This is a genomic window from Streptomyces sp. NPDC045695 (assembly GCF_056432025.1).
The window spans coordinates 202282-217523 of the sequence record NZ_JBWKJU010000002.1; the positions used below are offsets into that span (position 1 = coordinate 202282).

Below are 15242 nucleotides of genomic sequence, written 5' to 3' on the forward strand. Positions count from 1 at the left end.
AGCTGGGGCCACAGGGGAGCGGCATGTCGGAGAACGCGCGGGTCAAGGCGCTGGAGCAGATCATGTCGGCGACGCACGGGGCCGACGAGGACATCGACTGGCCGGCGGCCGAGGCCGTCTGGGGGACTCGTTTCCCGGCCGACTTCATCGCGTTCATGGGCCGCTTCGGGGCGGGCTCCATCAACGGCGAGGCCAGCATCCTGCTGCCGCTGCCCAAGCCCGGCCTCCAGTGGGACCCGGCCGAGATGACCGAGGAGACCGCGAACGCCCGCCAGGTCTGGGAGGCGCAGGGCGGCCGGGCCGCCTTCGACGTGGACCCGGAGTCGATCATCGCCTGGGGCGTCACCGGCGGCTCGGACATCCTGTGCTGGCTCACCAGCGACCCGGACCCCGACCAGTGGCCGGTCCTGGTCTGCGGGCGGCACACCGCCGACTCCTTCGCCCTGTACCCGTACGGCATGGCCGAATTCCTCTACCGGCTCTGCTCCGACGAGTTCGACGTGAGCCCGGTCAGCATCACCTTCTGGGACGGCGGCCACCTCAGCTTCGTGCACTGGCGCAAGGCCCAGCGGCGCTGGCAGGAAGGACGCAACCCGGAGACGGGCGAGCCCGACCCGTACGCGGGCGAGTTCGTGGACTAGCGGGTGGCTTGGAGATCGGGCCGGGCGGGCGAGCCGGGCCCGAACCCCCTGACGATCAGCCACCCGGCCAGCCCCAGCTCCCAGGCGAACACCGGGAGCGCGGCGAGGGACCCCGCCACGGAGAGCTGCGCGTAGGCCCCGAACATCACGGCGACGGCCGAGGCGCAGATCAGCGGCCCGCCGATCAGCCCGAGCACGGCGATGAAGCGCGGCACCAGCCGGGCGCGGTACGCCACGTACGCGAGCAGGACGGTGTTGAGGCCGAGGGCGATGTTGGGCCCGAGCAGGAACGTCCACTCGTGCAGGGCCGCCAGCGCCACGTCGGCGCCGGCCGCCGCGGCCGCGTCCGTGTCGATGTCCCGCCGCAGGGTGATGAGCGCCAGGACGGCGGTCATGCCGAGGGCGATGACGGCCGCCTCCAGCAGCCGCCCGAAGGCGTATCCGAGCGCGAGCCCCTCGCCGTGGCGCCGCAGGACGGGGAACAGCGCCGCCCCGGTACCGGCCACCGCCGCCACCAGCACCACCTCGCAGAGCACCCCGAGCAGCGCCCGCGCGTCGGCGCCCTGGGCGAGCCGGCCGTCGGCCGCGCCCAGCAGGGGGCGGTAGAGGACCGCCCCGGCTATCGCGGAGGCCTCGGTCAGCAGGAACAGCGACCCGGCGGCCACCGCGGTTCTCCGGTCCGGACTCATCTTCTGTACCCCTCGCTCGGTGGTGGTGTACGCCGTACACCTCGTGGCGAGCCTAGGTGTACGTCGTACACTCGTCAAGGCGGCGCGCTGTCGGGAGAGGCGCCGCCGACGAGAGAAGCCGACGAGAGAAGGGACCGAACCGCATGACCCGGCAGGAAGCCACACCCACGCAACGGGTCCCCCTGAACAGGGACCGGGTCCTGCGCGCCGCCGTCGCGCTCGCCGACGCCACCGGCATCGACGCGCTGAGCATGCGCAGGCTCGCCCAGGAGCTGGACGTCGTACCGATGGCCCTCTACAAGCACGTGGCCAACAAGGAGGAGCTGCTCGACGGCATGGCCGACGCCGTCGTCGGCGAGATCGACCCGCCGGCCGCGGGCCCCGACTGGCGCAGCGTGGTCCGCGGGCGGATCCTCTCGGCCCGCCGGGTCCTGCTGCGCCACCCCTGGGCGGCCCGGGTCATCGAGTCGCGGACCGGCCCCACCCCGGCCGTGCTGGCGTACCTGGACTCGATGGCCGGGAGCTTCCGGGCCGGCGGCCTATCCGCCGACCTCACGCACCACGTCATGCACGCGATGGGCAGCCGCCTGCTCGGCTTCAGCCAGGAGCTGTTCGACACCTCCGGCCCCTCCGGCCCCTCCGGCCCGCCGGACCCCGGGCTGGCGGCGCTCTACCCGCACATCGCGGAACTGGCCGCGACGGCCGCACACGACGGCGGCTCCACGGTCGGGGGCGGCTGCGACGACCAGTTCGAGTTCGAGTTCGCCCTGGACCTGCTCCTTGACGGCTTCGAGAACCTCCGCCGTCAGGGCTGGACCTCCGCCCGCACGCCATAGCGAACACGCCGGCGCGGTCCGGCGCCGTACCCCCGAGCCCGTTTCCCGACCGGAAACGGGCTTTTCGGCATTTCTACGCGCGTCCCCTTAGCCGATCAGATATCGGAAAACACCAAAAGGAAAAGCCCCGCTTGGAGCATTGACCACAAGTGCGGCCCCCGTGGAATCAGCCAACCCACCGGCAGGAGAGAATTCCGGCCAACGGGCCATGCAGGTACACCTCAGCCCGGAGTAACCCATAAGTAATAACGGGATCCGAAAGAAAATCAGGGGAATACACCCGTGCGACGTAGAATTTTCAGCACGGCCGCCACCACGGTCGTTCTCGGTCTGCTGATACCTCTGGCCGGATGTGGCGTGGCCGGAGGCGGTGCAGGTGACAGCGGCACCCTGCGTCTGGTGGCCGCCGAATACGGCGACAATCCGGCCAACAGTTCGAAGGCCTTCTGGGACAAGCTGACGGCCGATTTCACCGCCGCCAACCCGGGAATCAAGGTCGAGGTCAAGCTCCTGCCCTGGGCCGACATCGACCGCGAGGTCTCCCGTATGGTCAAGGCCGGCAAGGCGCCGGACATCGCCCTCATGGGCTCTTACTCGGACTTCGCGGCCCAGGGCAAGCTCTATGCCGCGAACGAACTCCTGTCGGTCACCGCCGAGGCGAATTTCCTTCAGCCGCTCGCCGACGCCGGCTCCCTCGGCAGCACCCTCTACGGCCTGCCCTTCGTGGCGAGCAGCCGCCTGCTCTTCTACAACGAGGCGCTCTTCGCGAAGGCCGGCATCAAGGAGGCCCCCAAGACCTGGTCCGAGCTCAGGGCCGCCGCCAAGGCGCTCAAGGACAAGGGCGTGAAGTACCCGTACGCCCTGCCCCTGGGCCCGGAGGAGGCACACGCCGAGGCGATGATCTGGGAACTGAGCAACGGCGGCGGCTACGCCGACAGCAGCGGGAACTACAGCCTGGCCTCAGACCAGAACATCGAGACCTGGAACTGGGTCAAGGGGAACCTGGTCGCCCCCGGCCTCACCGGCCCCACCCCGCCGTCCCAGCTCAACCGCGCCGACGCCTTCGCCGCCTTCACGCGCGGCGAGGTCGGCATGCTCAACGGCTACCCCTCGCTCGCCCACGACGCGAAGGCCAAGGGGATCGACGTCGCCACCACCGCCATGCCCGTCTCGGACACCCTCGGCACCGGGGAGAGCCCGCCGGCCGTCGGCGTGGCCGACTGGATGATGGCGTTCCGGCAGAACGGCAAGCGCGACGAGATCGGCAGGTTCCTGGACTTCGTCTACCAGGACAAGAACCTGTCGGACTTCGCCGGCCGCTACCACCTGCTGCCCTCCACCGTCACCGCGGCGCGCACCCCGTCCGGCGGCGGCCTGGACGCCAAGGACACGCAGTTCCTGACGGCCCTGCGCACGGCCCAGCTCTATCCCGTGAACGACCCGTCCTGGGTGACGGTCAGCGACACCATCAAGCGCAACATCGGGCGCGCCGTGGAACCGGGCGGGGACCCGAAGGCCGTCCTGGAGGACATCGCCTCCCAGGCGAACCAGGCCACCAAGAAGCACTGAAGGACTCGCTGGAGGACCCGGAGGACTCAGTGATGAGTGACTGAAGTTCTTGACTGAAGGACTCCCCGACACACGACCTCCGCTCCGCGCCGCAGACCACCCCGTGCGGCATCATGGTCCTACGGCTCTTGATCCAAGGCCGCGGTCCAGTCGCCCGCCGTGCACCCACAAGGTGCGTGGGGCGGCCGGCCTCAGCGTTGCTTTCCGTGGTCCGTGGCGAACGCCGTCCGGTACTGCTCGCAGCTGGAGTTCCAGGGCATCGTGCCCGTGAGCGTCCCGTAGCCCGACCGCGTGACCGACCACTTCACCGTGTACTCGCCGGTGTCACACCCGATCCGCTTGCCGCCCGCGACCTTCTCGCGCCCGGCCGCCGGCTTCCCGGTCAGCTTGCGGTGCACCTCCCCCACTTTCGCCCCGCCCGGCGCGAACAGCTCGGCGTCCACGACGATCGGGTGCTCGCCCTCCTTGACCGTCAGCGCCTTCTTGACCACCGTCGAGTCCGACACCTGCCAGGCGAACTCGTACGACGGCTGCCAGGCGAGGGTCTTGGGGTCGGGGGCCTGCCGTTCGTAGTCCGGCGCGCCGGAGGGGCCGGGACGGGTGACCGTCTTGTACTGGACCCCGGGGTGGAAGCGGAACTGCCCTTCCACCTTGTGCATCTCGTCCTTGGTCCACATCGACTTCATGGTCTTCTCGCCGCCTGCCGGGTCCTGGAGGTACGCCGCTGCCTCCGCGGCGGTGGCCGCCTGGACGAGGGCGGGGGCGAGGGCCGCCGCGGCGGCGGCGAGGGTGGCGGCGGCGATGCGGGTGCGCTTCATGCCCGGTCCAACGGGCCCCTGCGGCGGGCCGGAACGACGCCGCGTGCGCTTTCACCCGTACGGGAGCCCCCCACCCGTAGGGGAGTCCCCGGGAGCCCCACGGACCGCGGAGACCGCGGAATACCCCTTGATCGTCTTCTGTTGGCCGCGTCAGACGCAGACGACGCGACGGACCAGGGGGACGCGATGGGCGTGAAGGTGAACGGCACGGTGGCGGCGGGCTGGGAGTCGGTGCGGGAGGAGTTCGCGGACTTCGTGGCGGCCGAACCCCACTCGCCCGAGGCGCAGCTCGCGGTGCACCACGAGGGCCGGCGCGTGGTGGACCTGTGGGCGGGCGAGGAGACCGGGGGCGACACCCTGAGCGGGGTCTTCTCCATCACCAAGGGCGCGGCGCACCTGGTGGTGGCCCTGCTCGTGCAGGACGGCGTACTGGAGTGGGACCGCCCCGTGTCGGCGTACTGGCCGCAGTTCACCGGGGACGGCAAGGAGCGGCTGACGCTGCGCCAGCTGCTCAGCCACCAGTCCGGGCTGATCAACATCCCGGAGGGCTTCGACTACGACGAGATCGCCGACGACGCCCTGATCGCGTCGCGGCTGGCCGGGGCGAGGCCGTACTGGCAGCCCGGGACGGCGTACGGCTATCACGCCTTCGTGATCGGCGCCCTGACCGGCGAGGTGGTGCGGCGGGCGACGGGCAGGTCGGTCCAGGAGCTCTACGAGGAGCGCGTGCGCGCCCCGTACGGGCTGGACCTGTACATGGGCCTGCCCGCCTCGGAGGAAGGCCGCTGGAAGCCGGTACTGGAGATGCTGCCGACGCCCGAGCAGCTGGCGGAGCAGGCCGCGGGCGGCCCGCCGCCGCAGCTGCTGGCGGTCGCCTTCAACGGGCACCGGGAGCCCCCGATGGACCTGGTCGCCCACGCCAACCACCCCAGGACGCGAGAGCTCGGCCCGGCCTCGGCGGGCGCCATGGGGTCGGCGCGCGGCATCGCGGGCCTGTACGCGGCGGCGATCGGCGAGGTCGACGGCCGGGCTGCGCTGCTGGCGGCGGACACGGCGGCGGAGGTCGCGAAGCTGCACGCGCCGGGCCCGGACGCCGTGACGGCGGAACCGGACCACTTCGGTCTGGGCTTCGAGCAGCAGCCGGCCGTGGGCCCGCAGGCCTTCGGGCACAGCGGAGCGGCGGGCGCACTGGGCTTCGCCGACCCGGCCACCGGGATCGCGTACGGGTACACGCGCCGCCGTTTCGGCTTCCCGGGCGGTGCGGCGCCGGAGAACGGGCGTCTGACGGCGGCGGTGCTGAAGGTGGCGCGGGCCCGGTAGTTCAGGCCTGGCCGGTTTCGAAGCGGCTGATCCTGCCGCCGCCGGGGGCGAGGGTGAAGTGCCAGGCGGTGCGCATCTCGCCCCAGGTGTCGTTGCGGTAGTCGACGACCAGGGAGCGGCCGCCGTCGGACTCGGACTGGACGTTCATGTGGCCGCCGGATCCGAAGATCTCCTTCTCGATCCACTCGTATAGGTCGCGGTCGGACCCGTCGTCGGACATGGTCGCGTCGGCGGTCAGGAGTGCGAGGAAGGCGTCCTTGTCGTGTGCGTTGACGGCGGCGACGAGGGCGCCGACGACGGGGTCGGACAGTTTGGCGGGGGCGATGGTCACGGGGCCTCCTGGTCGGCGGGCGGGCGCGTGCGTCTGCGCATGCGTGCGTGCGTTCCCGACCAGGGAACACCCGGGGCCCGGCCGGGTCGTCGACCCTCACCCGTTCGCTTGCGGACGGCGTGTCAGGCCCTGTTCCGTGACACGGCCCGGCCCCGGTGGGCAGTTCCACCGGGGCCGGGCCGTGGCGAGGGTCAGCGCGAGACGGACTCCTGCTGAGCCGGGGCGGGCTTGGCGTCGGCAGCGGCCTCAGCGGTGTCGGCGGTGTCATCGCCGTCGGCCGGGGCCGGGCCCGCGCCGCGCAGCGGGACCTCCTTGACGAACCAGGCGGCCACGAAGCCCAGTACGGCGACGGCCGCTCCGAGCAGGAACGCGGAGTGCGTGCCGGCGGCCACCGCGTGCTGGTACGCCTCGCGTACGGCCTCCGGCAGCTTGGCCAGGCTCGCGGCGTCCAACTGGGCGGATCCGGCGGCCCCGGCGGCCTCCGGGCCGAGCCGGTCGGACATGGTGTCCGTGACCCGGGCGGTGAAGAGGGAACCCATCAGGGCCACGCCGAAGGAGCCGCCGAGCGTGCGGAAGAGGGTCGCCGAGGAGGAGGCGACGCCCATGTCCTTCATCTCGACGCTGTTCTGCGCGACCAGCATGGTGATCTGCATCAGGAAGCCGAGTCCGGCGCCGAGGACGGCCATGTAGACGCCCGACACGAGGCGCGAGGTGCCGGTGTCCATCGTCGCGAGCAGGAACAGCCCGACGACCATGAGCGCGCCGCCGACGATCGGGAAGATCTTGTACTTGCCGCTGTTGGTGGTGATGCGGCCCGCGACCAGCGAGACGGCCATCATCGAGAGCAGCATGGGGAGCAGGAGCAGACCCGAGTTGGTGGCGGAGGCGCCCTGTACGGACTGCTGGAAAAGCGGGAGGTAGAGCACGCCGCCGAACATCGCGAAGCCGACCAGGAAGCCGATCACGGACATGAGGCTGAAGTTGCGGCTGCGGAAGATGTGCAGCGGCATGACCGGCTCGGCGGCCTTGGTCTCGGCGTAGAGGAAGGCGGCGGTGGAGAGCAGGCCGACGGCGATCAGGCCGAGGATCTCGGCGGAGCCCCAGGCGTACTCGTTGCCACCCCAGGTGGTGACCAGCACGGTGGAGGTGATGGCGACGGTCAGCAGCGCGGCGCCGAGGTAGTCGATCTTCGGGCGCGCCTGCTCCGTCCGCTTCGGCAGGTGCAGCACCGCCGTCACCATCGCGAGCGCGACCGCGCCGAGCGGCAGGTTGATGTAGAAGGACCAGCGCCAGCCCATGTGGTCGGTGATGGTGCCGCCGACCAGCGGACCGCCGATCATGGCGAGCGCCATCACGCCGGCCATCATGCCCTGATACTTGCCGCGCTCACGGGGCGGGATCAGGTCGCCGATGATCGCCATGACGCCGACCATCAGACCGCCGGCGCCCAGGCCCTGGATCGCACGGAAGCCGATCAGCTGGCCCATGTCCTGGGCCATGCCACTGAGCACGGAGCCGATCAGGAAGATCACGATCGAGGTGAGGAAGGAGCCCTTCCGCCCGTACATGTCGCCGATCTTGCCCCAGATGGGGGTGGAGGCCGCGGTGGCCAGCGTGTACGCGGTGACCACCCACGAGAGGTGTTCCAGGCCGCCGAGCTCGCCGACGATCGTGGGCATCGCCGTACCGATGATCATGTTGTCGAGCATGGCCAGCAGCATCGCGATCATGAGCGCCATGAGGACGACCCGGACGCTGCGTGGCTTCACCTCCTGCGCACGCTCAGCCGATTTCGCCGTGTCCGCCATGTCCACTCCCCGTTTACTTCTGCTGCTTCTGCTTGTTCTTCGCGTTCTGCTTGTCTCTGCCACTGCTGAGACGCGCCCCGCCCACCGGCACTTACTTGCCGACCGGCTAGTTCACTACAATGGGGACGGTAGACCCGCAACTAGCCGGGCGTCAAGTAAGTGATTTGGGGAGAGCCATGTCCAGCAGCAGTCCGCAGCGGCGCCGTGGCGACACGCGCCAGCGCATCCAGGACGTCGCACTGGAGCTCTTCGCCGAGCAGGGCTACGAGAAGACGTCGCTGCGCGAGATCGCGGAGCGGCTGGAGGTCACGAAGGCGGCGCTGTACTACCACTTCAAGACCAAGGAAGACATCATCATCAGCCTGTTCGAGGACCTGACCCGGCCGATCGACGAGCTGATCACCTGGGCGGAGAAGGAGCCGCGCACGCTGGAGACCAAGAAGGAGGTCCTGCGGCGCTACAGCAAGGCCGTGGCCGGGTGCGCTCCGCTGTTCCGCTTCATGCAGGAGAACCAGGCGACGATGCGTGAGCTGAGCATCGGCGAGACGATGAAGAAGCGGCTGCTGCGCCTCGTGGAACTCGTGCGCACCCAGGACGGCCCGCTGGCGGACCAGGTGCGCTGCGTCAGCGCGCTGTTCACGATGCACGCGGGGATGGTGTACCTCCAGCACATGGAGAGCGACCCGGAGGAGACCCGCCTGGCCGCGCTGGAGGTCGCGATCGACCTGATCACGCAGGCGCACCACGCGTAGCCGCTCGTTGCGGTGCGCCGGGGCGGGGCTGTGCCTGCGGCGCGCGTACGGGGGGGCCGTTGCTTCGGGTCGCGGGGGCGGGCTGCGGGGCCGGCTGCGACGGGGCGCGGCTGCGGGGCCGGCTGCGACGGGGCCGGGCGCGCGCCGGGGTGTGTCCTCGGGCGCCGAACGTGACGAGGGGTCGGGGGGTGCGGCGGCGGTGCGTTCGACGCCCTGCGGGGACACCCCGACACACACCCGACCCCGTCACAACCGGCGGGCTGTCGGGAGGTCACGCCCCGCCCCGTCTCAAGTGGCGGGCCGTCGGGATGGGTACGCGTACTCATGTCCCGCGATTCGATCTCCCCTACGGTGTGGGAATTCTGTGGCGCGCAATGCGGGGGAGAGACTTATGGGGCTGAGCCCCGAGTGGGAGAAGCTGTTCGACACTTCGCCCCGGATGAATTTGGCGTCGGTGAACACACCCGGAGACGGGGGCGGCAAGGACCTCGACGTGCATCAGGGTCCGTGGACCGGCGCCTCTGGTGTCTCCTCGGAGCTGACCGTGACCACCAACGCCGCCCTGGGCAAGCTGGAAAGCTCCCACGAGGGCGTCGTCCCCACCCTCGAAGGCTTCATGCTGCCGGCGATCCTCGGAGAGGTCCGTACCTCCTGGAAGGGCCGCCTGGAGGACGTCCGGGCCGAGTGCACGCGGCTGGAGGGCTCGCTGAAGACGGCGGGCAAGGAGTTCGGTGAGGTCGACCACCGAGTCGGGGCCGGGTTCAACGGCGTCCGTCCCGACGGCGCGGACAAGGGCCGGTAACGCCCAACGACGCGAAGGAACCGCTGAGCTGATTCCTCACCGGGGTCGACACCGCCCACACCGGTGGCCCGGTGAACTCCACCGTCCTCGGCCACAGTTACGGAACCCTGGTCGCGGGCAAGGCCTTGGCCGAACACCCCGACATGCCCGTGGACAACGTCATCTTCGTGGGCAGCCCGGGCGTCGGCGTGGACCACGCGAAGGACCTGGGGGTTCCGCCGGACCACGTGTGGGCGGCCACGGCCAAGAACGACATGATCAACATGGCCCCCTCGCCCAACGCGGTGGCCGGCGCGTTTCTCGGGCCCTTGTATCCGCCGGGCGTCATCGAGCTGCTCGATGACCACTCCATCCTGTACGGAACGGACCCGACGACGGACGACTTCGGCGGCCGGACCTTCGGTGTGGCTCCCGGCAAGTCGGTCGGCGAGGGTGGGGAGCTCATGCCCGCGCACTCGCAGTACTGGGAGGGCGAGTCCCTCGGAAACATGGCGGACATCGTGACAGGGAAGGCGAAATGACTCGCCGCAGGAGAATGGCCGTAGCGCTGACCGGGCTGGCGTTCGCGCTGACGGCCTGCGCAGGACCAGGGGAGCAGACGAAAGTGATCATGGACGACCAGCAGGTCATCGCCCGCGCCGAGGAGATCGTCCAGCAGACGCTGGGGGCCCTGTCGCCGAAGCCCACCCTGCAGCGGGACGGTCGGTACGGTGCCGGTGCGTGTCTCGCCGACCACGGCAAGAGACCGTCAGCAGGTCCACATCAGCTACCGGCTCGAAAGCGTTCCGGGTTCCGCCGGACGCCAGCTGGTCCGCCAGGCCCGCGATGCGTGGGTGGGGCTGGGCTTCGAGTTCCAGAGCTCCACGTCCGACGGTGACTGGACGGATCCCGGCACGAGCGTCCACATGCGCACGGTCCCCGACGACTACTGGATGACCATCCAGAACAGCGACACGGACCGGGCGACCGGCGACGGCACCGCCATCCTCACCGTCACCTCGCCCTGCTACGTGCCGAAGTCGGGAGGCTCCGCCTCCCCCTCGGCGCAGTCGCTGTCCGCGGACGAGGCCTCGCAGCAGGCGGTGCTCACGCACTCCAGCCGGATCTACGACGCCCTGCACGTACGGCACGACTCCGCGGGCGGCGGGGAGCTGCGTACGGTCGAGAACGAGGGCGCGACCTACGTCCACCACGCCTGGGCGACCGAACCCCTGGCCGAGGACCGGGCCGCCCGGGCGATGGCGCGGGCGCAGGAGCACTTCGAGGGCGCGGGCTGGCAGGTACGCGGCGTCCCGGGCCGCCTCGTCGCCCTCAACCCGGCCGACGAAGTGGTCGCCCAGCTGGCCCGGGCCGACGACGGCGGCCTGAACGTGGGCGTCACCGGTCCGGCCACCCCCGTGATCCACACCCCGCCTTCGGCGTGAACCTCCGCAGAGCGGTTGCGGTGGGAGCGCTGCTCGTGCCGATGTGCTCCGTGGCCGCGTGTTCGGGGCCGGGTAATCCGAGGGAGACGGTGACCATGAACGAGCAGCAGGCCGTGGCGCGAGCCGAGGAGATCGTCCGGCAGGCAGTGGCCGGCCTGTCCCCGCGGCCCGCCTTGCAGCCGGGGGGAACCCAGGGGCCCGGCGCCTGCCTGGCCGATTACGGGACGAGCAAGCGGGCCCAGGTGATCCACCGGTATCAGTTGACGAACGTGCCCGGCTCCGCCGCGAAGGACCTCCTCGGCCAGGTCCGGGACGCCTGGGCCGCGCAAGGGTACGAGTTCAAGACCGAGCAGGGCAAGGGCGACTGGACCAAGCCGGACCCCTACATCAGCATGCGCACCGAGCCCGACGACTTCTGGATGAGCGGCGGCGTCGGCATCACGAACGCGAGCGCCGGCGAGGGCATCGCCTACATCACCGTCACCTCCCCCTGCTACTCGCCCAAGTAGCAGGGGAATCCGCGGCCCCCGCCCCTGCCGGAACTCCCCCGCACCTGAGTGCCCGACCCCATCTACGGCTTCACACGAGGCGGCGGTCCTCGGGGGCGATCGGGATGTCGTTGATGCTCGCCTCGCGGCGGCTCATCAGGCCGTCGGGGGCGAACTCCCACTGCTCGTTACCGTGGCTGCGAAACCACTGGCCGGTGGCGTCGTGCCACTCGTACGTGAAGCGTACGGAGATGCGGTTGCCGGTGTAGGCCCAAAGTTCCTTCCGGAGGCGGTAGTCGAGCTCGCGCGCCCACTTCTCCGCGAGGAACGCGCGGATCTCCGCGCGGCCGGTGAGGAAGCGGTCGCGGTTGCGCCAGACCGAGTCCTCCGTGTACGCGAGGGCGACCCGCTCGGGGTCGCGGCTGTTCCAGGCGTCCTCGGCGGCCTGGACCTTCGCGCGGGCGGACTCCTCCGTGAAGGGCGGCAGGGGCGGGCGTACGGCGGTGGTCATGGCGGTCCCTCTCGTGGTTTCCGAGTGGCGAGAACGTGCGTTCTCAGACCTTAGAGAACGGCCGTTCTCCCCGCAAGGTGAATCTCGACTACGCTGCCCGCATGGACGACGAAGAGGCCCGCACCCGGCTCCTGGACGCGGCGGAGGCGCTGTTCTACGCCCACGGCATCCAAGCCGTCGGCATGGACCGCATCCGCGCCGAGTCGGGGGTACCCCTCAAGCGCCTCTACCGGGTCTTCCCCGCCAAGGAGGCCCTGGTCACGGCCTATCTCGAACGCCGCGACCAGCGCTGGACGGCCAGCCTGCGCGACGCGGTGACGGGCGCCCCCGACCCGGTACACGCCGTCTTCGAGTGGCTGGCGCGGTGGTTCTCGGAGCCGGACTTCCGGGGCTGCGCCTTCCTGAACGCCTTCGGGGAGCTGGGCGCCGGTCCCGCCGGGGTCCTGGACGTCGTACGCCGCCACAAGGCGGGTCTGCGGGCCCTGCTGGGCGAGGTGGCCGGCCCGGGGCGCGAGGACCTGGCGGACCAGCTATTGATCCTGGTAGAGGGAGCCACGGTGGTGGCGGCCCTCGACCCCGGCCCGGAACCGGCCCGGCGGGCCGGCGAGGTGGCGCGGAGGCTCGTCTCCGCCGCCATGCCGTAGGGGTCCGGGCGGGGAGCGGCGTGCGGTCGCCGGGGCGAGGGGGCGGGGATACGTTGGACGGGCGGGGGGCTTGGCTCGGCGCCGCTGCCCGCGGCGCTCAAGGCGCAGGAGGCCCGGCATGGCGACACGAGTGCCACGAGTGTCACGCGTACGGACGGCGTCGGTCGGGGCGGCCGCGGTCGGGGTGCTGCTGGTGCCCCTCGGTGCGGGTGCGGGTGCGGGATACGCCTCGGACGGGGACGGCGGGATGTCACCGGCGGTGACGGAACGCGCCCGCGTCGACGGGGACTTCCCGCAGCTGACGCCCGCCGTGGCACGGCAGCTGGACGAAGCCGTGCGCAAGGTGATGACCGAGGCGAACGTACCCGGGGTGATGGTGGCCCTGTCGGCCCCCGGCAAGGGCGAGTACGTACGGGCCTTCGGCGTCGCCGACAAGGCGACCGGCACCCCCATGCGGACCGACATGCACATGCGGATCGGCAGCGTGACGAAGACCTTCACGGTGACCGCGCTGCTCCAGCTCGTGGACGAGGGCAAGGTCGGCCTGGACGACCCGATCGGCCGGTACATCGACGGCGTCCCCAACGGTGACCGCATCACGCTGCGCCAGCTCGCCGAGATGCGCAGCGGGCTGTTCAACTACTCCGAGGACCCCGGCTTCGACAAGGCGCTGTTCACCGACCCGGACCGGCCGTTCACCCCGCAGGAGCTGCTCGCGTACTCCTTCAAGCACCCGGTGCTGTTCGAGCCGGGGGCGAAGTTCCTGTACTGCAACACCAATCTCATCCTGCTCGGGCTGGTGGTGGAGAAGGCCAGCGGCCAGAAGCTGAACGACTACATCAACGACGAGGTGGTCGCGGCCGCCAAGCTGAAGAACACCCTCTTCCCCACCGGCGCGGAGTTCCCCGAGCCGCACGCCCAGGGCTACACGAACCAGACGCTGACCGGGAAGGTCGAGGACTCGGCCGACTGGGACCCCTCCTGGGGATGGGCCGCGGGCGCGATGATCTCCACCCTTGAGGACCTGCGGTCCTGGGCGAAGACCCTGGCCACCGGCACCCTGCTCACGCCCGCCACCCAGGCGCAGCGGCTGAAGGTCGTGCCCGCCCTGCCGGGCACCGGATACGGCCTCGGCATCTTCAACCTGCACGGCTGGATCGGGCACAACGGGTCCCTGCCGGGCTACGAGGCGGTGGTCACCTACATGCCGGAGGAGCAGGCGACGATGGTCGTCCTGCTGAACACCGACATCACCGCCGAGGGCGAGGAGCCGAGCACGCTGTTCGGCCAGGCGATCACGCGGATCGTGACGCCGGAGAACGTCTACACGCTGCCGGCGCAGGTCACGAAGAAGTAGGCGGCTTCAGCCGCCGGCGGTGCGGGGGAAGGTGATCTCGACGCGGCGGTTCTTCTTGCGGCCTTCCTCGGTGCTGTTGTCGGCGATGGGGTAGTCCTCGCTGTACCCGCGGACGTCGAAGACGACGCTCGGGTTCGTGACGGTCTTGGCCAGCTCGGCCTGCACGGCGTCGGCGCGCTGCTTGGACAGCTCCTTGCCGTGTTCGTAGCTGCCCTGGTCGTCGGTGAAGCCGAAGACGCGGATGCGGGTCGCCTTCTGCGTGTTGATCTCGGCGGCGATGGCCTGGATGCGGGCGGCGGCCTGCGCGTTGAACACGGCGCTGTTCTCGGGGAAGAGGACCTCGGACTGCAGGGCCATCATGACGGTCTGGTTGGTCTCCTGACGGCGTTGCTCACCCCCGAGGTCTTCGACGACCTCGGCGATGTCCAGCACCTTGACGGGTGCGAGGGTGCCGCCCTGGGGCATCTTCAGGCCGGGGGCGTTGGAGTCGATCGGCACGGGGGCGGAGGCCGAGGGCTCGGTGCCGGGGGGGACGGAGGGCTTGACGTCGTCGGCGTGCGCGGCCGTCGCGCCGACGAGGTGCGCACCGGCGATGACGAGGCTGGCCACGGCTGTGGCGGCGATGGTGTGGTGGCGTGTTGTCATGGGGTCACCCGGAGAGTTTGACGGTAGCCGTGGCGAAGGTGGGGAGGCTGAACTCCACCTCGCCCGTAGTTGCCGGTGGCGCTGGGAACTGAGCAAAGAAGGGGATCACCTGGCCGGCGTCGACGCTTGAGACGCCTGTCGTGCACAAGCACCTCGACTCCGTGTCGCGAAGCACGTAGTAACGCTTCTTGCCGACCTTGTCGACCAGCGTCGCGCCGGCGATCGATTCTCCGGTTCCCTTGAGTTCGATGCCACGCCAGGCAACGGTGTCCTTGTACGACTGGCTACCCGTGTTCTTGATCTGACCGGTGACGGTAAGGAAGCCGCCTGGATCTCGCCGCGCCGCGTTGATCTCCAAGGTCATACCCGCCTGTCCAGTGAGCGTGGCGATGACTTGTGTCGGTTCCGACCCCTGGCTGGCACTCGCTGCCGGGCTTTGAGGCGCCCCGCCCGGAGAGGGCGGCGCCGAAGTCTTCTGTGAATCCTTCGGCTTGTCGCTGTCACCATCGCCACCACACCCGGCCAACGCAAGAACCATGACCGCCGCACCTGCAACGGCCACTCCCCCACGGACCTTCACCATGCGCCGCATGCTCATCTATGAACG

At 70.5% G+C, this 15242-nt stretch carries 18 protein-coding genes; 11 read left to right on the forward strand and 7 right to left on the reverse strand.

The genetic code is table 11. The features are described 5' to 3' along the window. The first annotated feature begins 23 nt into the window (after nt 1-23). On the forward strand, nt 24-641 hold the full coding sequence (locus tag AC07DU_RS04065) for an SMI1/KNR4 family protein (protein WP_479026757.1): 618 nt from the start codon (nt 24-26) through the stop codon (nt 639-641). On the opposite strand, the gene AC07DU_RS04070 is transcribed toward AC07DU_RS04065, so the two are convergent. After that, a complete protein-coding gene (locus tag AC07DU_RS04070) occupies nt 638-1330 on the reverse strand; it encodes a DUF4386 domain-containing protein (RefSeq protein WP_479109498.1) in 693 nt (230 codons plus the stop codon). The genes AC07DU_RS04065 and AC07DU_RS04070 overlap by 4 nt on opposite strands. 143 nt (nt 1331-1473) lie before the next feature. Between AC07DU_RS04070 and AC07DU_RS04075 the strand changes: the two genes are divergently transcribed. Together AC07DU_RS04075 and AC07DU_RS04080 are read left to right on the forward strand one after the other, a co-directional pair. Beyond that, on the forward strand, nt 1474-2166 hold the full coding sequence (locus tag AC07DU_RS04075) for a TetR/AcrR family transcriptional regulator C-terminal domain-containing protein (protein ID WP_479109500.1): 693 nt from the start codon (nt 1474-1476) through the stop codon (nt 2164-2166). Nucleotides 2167-2448: 282 nt separating this feature from the next. Continuing rightward, entirely contained in the window at nt 2449-3735 is a 1287-nt protein-coding gene (locus tag AC07DU_RS04080) for an extracellular solute-binding protein (protein ID WP_479109502.1), read from the forward strand. Between the two features lie 191 nt (nt 3736-3926). Here the strand turns inward: AC07DU_RS04080 and AC07DU_RS04085 are convergent, their stop codons facing one another. Beyond that, nucleotides 3927-4553: a hypothetical protein gene (locus AC07DU_RS04085; RefSeq protein ID WP_479026745.1), complete on the reverse strand. Its 627-nt coding sequence runs from the start codon at nt 4551-4553 to the stop codon at nt 3927-3929. Nucleotides 4554-4739: 186 nt separating this feature from the next. On the opposite strand from AC07DU_RS04085, the gene AC07DU_RS04090 reads away from it, so the two are divergent. Then, nucleotides 4740-5873: a serine hydrolase domain-containing protein gene (locus tag AC07DU_RS04090; protein ID WP_479109892.1), complete on the forward strand. Its 1134-nt coding sequence runs from the start codon at nt 4740-4742 to the stop codon at nt 5871-5873. Nucleotide 5874: 1 nt separating this feature from the next. Here the strand turns inward: AC07DU_RS04090 and AC07DU_RS04095 are convergent, their stop codons facing one another. Together AC07DU_RS04095 and AC07DU_RS04100 are read right to left on the reverse strand one after the other, a co-directional pair. Beyond that, on the reverse strand, nt 5875-6204 hold the full coding sequence (locus AC07DU_RS04095; RefSeq protein ID WP_479109504.1) for a nuclear transport factor 2-like protein: 330 nt from the start codon (nt 6202-6204) through the stop codon (nt 5875-5877). Nucleotides 6205-6395: 191 nt separating this feature from the next. Continuing rightward, nucleotides 6396-8012: an MDR family MFS transporter gene (locus tag AC07DU_RS04100; protein WP_479109506.1), complete on the reverse strand. Its 1617-nt coding sequence runs from the start codon at nt 8010-8012 to the stop codon at nt 6396-6398. Between the two features lie 176 nt (nt 8013-8188). Between AC07DU_RS04100 and AC07DU_RS04105 the strand changes: the two genes are divergently transcribed. The 5 genes from AC07DU_RS04105 to AC07DU_RS04125 all read left to right on the forward strand — a co-directional run bounded on the left by AC07DU_RS04105 (nt 8189) and on the right by AC07DU_RS04125 (nt 11499). Further along, the gene (locus AC07DU_RS04105) at nt 8189-8764 is read left to right on the forward strand and encodes a TetR/AcrR family transcriptional regulator (RefSeq protein WP_360898681.1); all 576 of its coding nucleotides are present in this window, start codon (nt 8189-8191) and stop codon (nt 8762-8764) included. A gap of 454 nt (nt 8765-9218) precedes the next feature. Continuing rightward, complete coding sequence (locus AC07DU_RS04110; RefSeq protein ID WP_360898679.1) at nt 9219-9566, forward strand: hypothetical protein; 348 nt, start codon at nt 9219-9221, stop codon at nt 9564-9566. Between the two features lie 71 nt (nt 9567-9637). Then, entirely contained in the window at nt 9638-10087 is a 450-nt protein-coding gene (locus AC07DU_RS04115) for an alpha/beta hydrolase (protein WP_479109508.1), read from the forward strand. Nucleotides 10088-10282: 195 nt separating this feature from the next. Next, entirely contained in the window at nt 10283-10990 is a 708-nt protein-coding gene (locus AC07DU_RS04120) for a hypothetical protein (protein ID WP_479109510.1), read from the forward strand. Between the two features lie 95 nt (nt 10991-11085). Then, nucleotides 11086-11499: a hypothetical protein gene (locus AC07DU_RS04125; protein WP_479109512.1), complete on the forward strand. Its 414-nt coding sequence runs from the start codon at nt 11086-11088 to the stop codon at nt 11497-11499. A gap of 70 nt (nt 11500-11569) precedes the next feature. Here the strand turns inward: AC07DU_RS04125 and AC07DU_RS04130 are convergent, their stop codons facing one another. Then, nucleotides 11570-11989: a nuclear transport factor 2 family protein gene (locus tag AC07DU_RS04130; RefSeq protein ID WP_479026729.1), complete on the reverse strand. Its 420-nt coding sequence runs from the start codon at nt 11987-11989 to the stop codon at nt 11570-11572. Between the two features lie 101 nt (nt 11990-12090). On the opposite strand from AC07DU_RS04130, the gene AC07DU_RS04135 reads away from it, so the two are divergent. Together AC07DU_RS04135 and AC07DU_RS04140 are read left to right on the forward strand one after the other, a co-directional pair. Next, nucleotides 12091-12633 (forward strand): TetR/AcrR family transcriptional regulator, encoded by a 543-nt coding sequence (locus AC07DU_RS04135; RefSeq protein WP_479026727.1) that lies wholly within the window; start codon nt 12091-12093, stop codon nt 12631-12633. Between the two features lie 118 nt (nt 12634-12751). Then, nucleotides 12752-13990 carry a serine hydrolase domain-containing protein gene (locus AC07DU_RS04140; protein ID WP_479109514.1) on the forward strand — a complete coding sequence of 413 codons (1239 nt, stop codon included), beginning with the start codon at nt 12752-12754 and terminating at the stop codon, nt 13988-13990. A gap of 6 nt (nt 13991-13996) precedes the next feature. Here AC07DU_RS04140 and AC07DU_RS04145 read toward each other — a convergent pair whose 3' ends face one another. Next, a complete protein-coding gene (locus tag AC07DU_RS04145) occupies nt 13997-14635 on the reverse strand; it encodes an OmpA family protein (RefSeq protein ID WP_479109516.1) in 639 nt (212 codons plus the stop codon). 4 nt (nt 14636-14639) lie between these two features. Beyond that, nucleotides 14640-15233, reverse strand: coding sequence for a hypothetical protein (locus AC07DU_RS04150; protein ID WP_479109518.1), 594 nt, complete (start codon nt 15231-15233; stop codon nt 14640-14642). Nucleotides 15234-15242 lie beyond the last annotated feature (9 nt).